Source organism: Georgenia sp. (genome assembly GCF_054605595.1).
Genome location: NZ_JBTSDU010000175.1, coordinates 1 through 5029 on the forward strand (window position 1 = coordinate 1; position 5029 = coordinate 5029).

5 protein-coding genes and 1 pseudogene are annotated in these 5029 nt (G+C 70.8%); 1 reads left to right on the plus strand and 5 read right to left on the minus strand.

Going from position 1 to position 5029, the window contains the following annotated elements; translation table 11 throughout:
- Positions 1-285: pseudogene (locus ACYC1Z_RS14150) on the plus strand (prolipoprotein diacylglyceryl transferase); the annotation flags it as partial.
- Positions 286-383: 98 nt separating this feature from the next.
- Here ACYC1Z_RS14150 and ccsB read toward each other — a convergent pair.
- The 5 genes from ccsB to ACYC1Z_RS14175 form a co-directional block, all read right to left on the minus strand.
- Positions 384-1367 (minus strand): c-type cytochrome biogenesis protein CcsB, encoded by a 984-nt coding sequence (gene ccsB / locus ACYC1Z_RS14155; RefSeq protein WP_461410164.1) that lies wholly within the window; start codon positions 1365-1367, stop codon positions 384-386.
- Positions 1360-3060: a cytochrome c biogenesis protein ResB gene (gene resB / locus ACYC1Z_RS14160; RefSeq protein ID WP_461410165.1), complete on the minus strand. Its 1701-nt coding sequence runs from the start codon at positions 3058-3060 to the stop codon at positions 1360-1362. The genes ccsB and resB overlap by 8 nt, the downstream gene beginning before the upstream one ends.
- Before the next feature lie 5 nt (positions 3061-3065).
- Entirely contained in the window at positions 3066-3872 is an 807-nt protein-coding gene (locus ACYC1Z_RS14165) for a cytochrome c biogenesis CcdA family protein (RefSeq protein ID WP_461410166.1), read from the minus strand.
- Between the two features lies 1 nt (position 3873).
- Positions 3874-4347 (minus strand): TlpA family protein disulfide reductase, encoded by a 474-nt coding sequence (locus ACYC1Z_RS14170; RefSeq protein ID WP_461410167.1) that lies wholly within the window; start codon positions 4345-4347, stop codon positions 3874-3876.
- Between the two features lie 415 nt (positions 4348-4762).
- Positions 4763-5029: hypothetical protein (locus tag ACYC1Z_RS14175; protein WP_461410168.1), on the minus strand; the 267-nt coding region annotated here is incomplete at its 5' end.

Consider the following 5029-nt stretch of genomic DNA (forward strand, 5'->3'; position numbering starts at 1 on the left):
TGGTCCTCGGACCGGCGCCTGGGTATCCGGAGAATACCCGTTCAGATCTTCGAGTCGACGTTCTCGGCCGTGCTGGGCGCGCTCGCGCTGGCGGCCGTCGTGCTGTTGCCGACCAGCGGCAGCGGTCTGGTGCTCCTCGCCACCGTCGCCGCCTACGTACTCGGCCGTCAGTTCCTGTTCCCCTTGCGGAGCATTCCCCGCGCCACCGCCCACGGGCGGACCATCACGATGATCGTGGCCGCGATCGTTCTCGTCGCCACGCTCCCGGCTCTGCTCCTGGGCTGAGCTGGGTGGTGCACCCACCGGCGTGAGGTGGGTGCGCGCCGTCGCCGGGCCGCCGCGGACCGCCCGCGTCCGAACGCCGCCGGGGCGGCCGCACCGGCTCAGCCGAGGCCGCTGTAGGCGTGCAGGCTGTTGAAGAGCAGGTTGACCAGGAAATAGTTGGCCACGATGGCGGCGAACCCGGCAATGGAGAGATACGCCGCACGACGGCCCTCCCAACCGCGGGTGGCCCGGGCGTGCAGGTACGCGGCGTACAGGACCCAGATGACGAACGACCACACCTCCTTGGCGTCCCATCCCCACGGACGGCCCCAGGCGTGCTCGGCCCAGACGGCCCCCGCGATGACGGTGAAGGTCCACATCATGAAGCCCACCGCGTTGAGGCGGAACGCGAGCCGTTCGAACTCGACGGAGGAAGGCATGGCTTCGAGTCGTCGACCGTTGCGCTTCGGCGCCTGGGTCCGCTCGCGATCCTCCACCAAGGTCGGTGCCACGGGACCGTTCACGGACCCCGCGCTCGCCACGATGCCACCACCGGCGGGCGCGGGCCCGGACCCGCGCAGCTCGGCCCGCTCCTGAATGAGTTGCAGGATCGAGAGGGTGGCGCCGATCGTGAAGACGCCGACGGCGAGGGTCGCCACGGACACGTGGATGACCAGCCAGTAGGTCTGCAGCGCCGGCACCACCCCGTCGGCTCGCACGTAGAGCACCGACACGGCGACGCCGAGCAGCAGGAGTACGGGGCCGACCACGAACGCCCCGAGGAAGCGCATGTCACGGCCGTGCTGCAGGCCCAGGAAGATCAACATGGCGACCAGCGTCGACAGGATGGAGAACTCGTACATGTTCGCCCACGGCACCCGACCGGCCGCGACGGTGCGGGTGGCGACGCCCAGCACGTGCAGGGCGAACCCGAGCCGGACGGTGGCCATCGCGATGCCCGCGGCGCGGCGGCGGCGCTCCCCGCCACCGTGCACGCGCAGGCCGGAGAGGTCGACGGCGAAGGCGACGAACGCCACGACGTATGCGGCCATCGCGCCGTAGACCAGTGCGAGGCTGACCTGGCCGAGAATGCTTTCAGGCATCGGAGTCCTTTCGGGCCCGCACGCGGCCGGCCGTGGTGGGAGGTGCGGCCGTGCCGGGGTGCGCGCCTGGGGGTGTCTCCAGCGCGGACATGACCCGGTCGAGGTCTCGGGCGAGCCCGGGGTCCTCTCCTCGTGCCAGCGCCGCGGCGGAGACTGCCGTCCCGCCGTCCGGACCGTCCGCGAGCTTGAGCCACAGCCGCCGGCGTGGCACGAAGAGCGAGGCGAACAGGCCCAGCATCGCGGCGATCGACGAGCCGAGGAGGTAGGGCAGCGTGGGGTCGTACCGCAGGTCGAGCGCCACGAAGCGGGGCAGGGACTCGAAGGTCACCGTGCCCAGTCCCTCGGGCAGGGCGACGGTCTGCCCGGGCGCGATGAACAGGGTCACGGGGTCCTGTCCCTGGGCTGCCGAGCCGGGCGAACCGTCGGGAGCGGGCTCGTACACCGGACGCATGTCGTCGGTGTCGAGCACGTAGACGTTCTGCGGGATGCCGTCGTTCAGGCCGAGATCACCGGCCCAGGCGGTCAGGACCAGGAGCGGGGCATTGGGCTGGGGGTGCCCCGAGTAGGCCCCCGCCCCGTCCGGGGCCATCACGGCGGTGGGCAGGAACACTCCCGTCAACCCGAACTGTTCCTGCCCACCGGTGACGTCGGGGACCTTGATGACGCCCTTGGAGGTGTAGACGGAGTCCTGGGGCAGGAACGGCACCGCCCCCGCGAAGGCGATCTCGCCGGCGCCGTCACGCACGGTGATCTCGGGAGCGAAGCCGTTGCCCATGAGATAGACGTTGGCGCCACCGGCGGCCATGGGCTCGTTGACCTTGATCGTCTCCCGCCGGGTGGTTCCGTCCGGCTCGGTGACCGTCACCTCCGCCGCGAAGTCACGGGCCTGCGAGTCGACGGTGAACTCGGACCGGAAGTCGTCGAGCGCGAAGGTGAAGGGTTCGAGCTTCGACGGGTCGAAGAAGGTGCCGGGGTCGAAGGTGTCGTAGTCCAGCACCGAGTTGGCGAACGATTCCCCCACGACGACGACGGCCTGGCCGCGGTAGCTGTAGAGCTGCCCGCTCGCGAGCGAGAGGAGGATGCCGATCAGGGAGATGTGGAACACGAGGTTGCCGGTCTCCCGCAGGTAGCCGCGCTCGGCGGCGATTCCGTCCCCGGAGAGCGCGACCCGATATCGGCCCTTCAGCGCCGCCCGGGCCCGTGCCTCGACCTCGGCTCGAGGTCGGGCGACGAACCTCTCCTCGCGCACGGGGAAGCGTCGCAGGTTGCGCGGCACCCGGGGCGGCAGGGCGCGTAGCGCCCGCCAGTGCACCCGGACCCGGGGAAGGATGCACCCGATCAGGGCGGTGAACAAGAGCAGGTACACCGCGGCGAACCATGGGGAGGCGTAGACGTCGAAGAACCCCAGCCGGTCGAGCCACGGCGCCAGGGTGGGGTGGTCCGTGAAGTACCGGGCGACGCGGTCCGGGGACTGCGGTCGCTGCGGGAAATAGGACCCGGGCAGGGCGGCGACGGCCAGCAGGAGGAGCAGCAGCAGGGCGACCCGCATGCTGGTCAGCTGACGCCAGACCCAGCGCCACCACCCCCGGAGGCCGAGCCGGGGCAGGTCGAGCCGCTGGCCGCCGTCCGGCGCCGCCAACCCTTGCCCGCCCTTGGAGCTCAGGTTCGTCTCGTCGACGGCCCGGGTGGTCATCGCTCTCACACCAACGTCCCGAAGTCTGCGACCAGGCCCTGCAGGTAACCGGTCAGCATCCCCCACAGCCCACTGACCATGGCGAGGCCGAGAAGGACCAACAACACCCCGCCCGTCCGTTGGATGCGCAGCCGATGCCGGCGCAAGAGCTCCAGACCCCGCCCGGAACGCGCGAACAGCATGGCGAGGACCACGAACGGGACGCCGAGCCCCAGGCTGTAGGCGAGGACGAGGACGCCGCCACGGACCGGGTCGGCCTCACCGAAGGAGAGTGTCAGCACGGCCGCCAGCGTGGGACCCATGCACGGTGCCCAACCCAGCCCGAACACGACACCGAGCACGGGCGCGCCCCAGACGCCTTGGCGGGGCAACGCCCGGAGACGACGCTCGCGCTGCAGGAACGGTACGTAGCCGATGAACGCCAGGCCCATGACGATCACGAGGACGCCGAGGACGCGCATGAGCACGTCGAGCCACGGGGCCAGGAGTATGCCGGCCCAGGAGAACACGACGCCCAGCAGCACGAACACGGCGGTGAAGCCGGCCACGAACAACAGCACTCCGACCAGCAGGCGCGTCCCCCCAGCGCGTCGGGTGAGCAGGCGCGGCCGTCCGGGTGCTCCGAGCGTGGTGTCGTCCGCCGTGGCGCCGACCATGCCGCCGAGATATCCCACGTAGCCGGGAAGCAGCGGCAGCACACAGGGCGAGGCGAAGGAGATGAACCCGGCGATCGCGGCGACCGGGAGGGCCGCGATCATCGGCCCGGTCAGCACTGCGTCGGCGAACGCCTGGCCGATGTCGTTCCAGTCCACGTCAGACGGCCTCGGCGAGTGTGTCGTCGATCAGCCCGCGCAGGATCGCCGGATCGATCTGTCCGAGGATTCGTGCGGCCACCCGCCCCTGGCGGTCGAGCACCACGGTCGAGGGCATGGCCTGCAGTGGCACCAGGCCTTCGAACGCTGCCACCCCACTGGCGTTCTCGTCGTGCAGGGAGGGATACGGGACCTCGAAGGTGCGCTCGAAGGCCTGCGCCGTGCCGGTGTCGTCCCGCGGGTTGACACCGAGCATCCGTACCCCTTGCGGCCGGTAGTCCTCTTCGATGGCCCGGAGGTCGGGGGCCTCCTTCCGGCACGGGGGGCAGGCCGCGTACCAGAAGTTCACGACGACGACGTCGCCGCGCCACGCTGTCAGGTCCACCTGCTCGCCGTCGTAGGTGGTGCCCACCAGCTCGACGGCGCCGTCGCGCTCCTCGGGCTGCCACGTGGCGAACGAACCGTCACCTGCCACGTAGCCGGAATCGACGGCACCAGCCGCGGTTTCGGTCGTCCCACCAGGAGCGCAGCCGACGAGCACGATCATCCCGATCGCCCCCAGGACGGCTCCGGCAGTCGCCGAAGAGCGCCTCCGTACGCCCCCGCGCCCCGCCGGGGCCGCGCCGTTGTGCTGCTGACCTCGCCTCACGACACCCCTTCAAGAATCTGTGGGACACCGACGTCTCAGCGACGCCAGGGACTTTCGGCCCATGTATCGACCCTATCGTGGGCCATCCGAAGGCCATCATGAACGTGCGATGTGCTCGCCGGGGGAAATCTTCACCAGAAGTTCATACTCTGCACTGTGGCCTGGGCCTTGGCTCGCGCTGGTGGCGTCCACCCGCACTGACGCCGCCGCACCGCCCAGGTGAGAGCGACCGCCAGGGCACCTACCTGCTGACGGCGGAGACCTGGGCCGCGTTGACGGTGGAACCCGGTCGGGGCGTCCCGGTCGTGAGGATCGACCGGGACGGCACAAGCGTGGAGCCGGCAGCCGGCTCCACGCGCGTCGCGTCGGGCACGTCCTCGTGGTCGGCGGTGGGTGGATCGGGGCCGAGGTCTCCGACGGCGTCGTCGCAGACGGCCTGCTGCAGTCGGATGACCCGAGGTACGAAACCCTGGGGAGACCCGCTCCTGCCCGGGGAGATCGTCGTCCG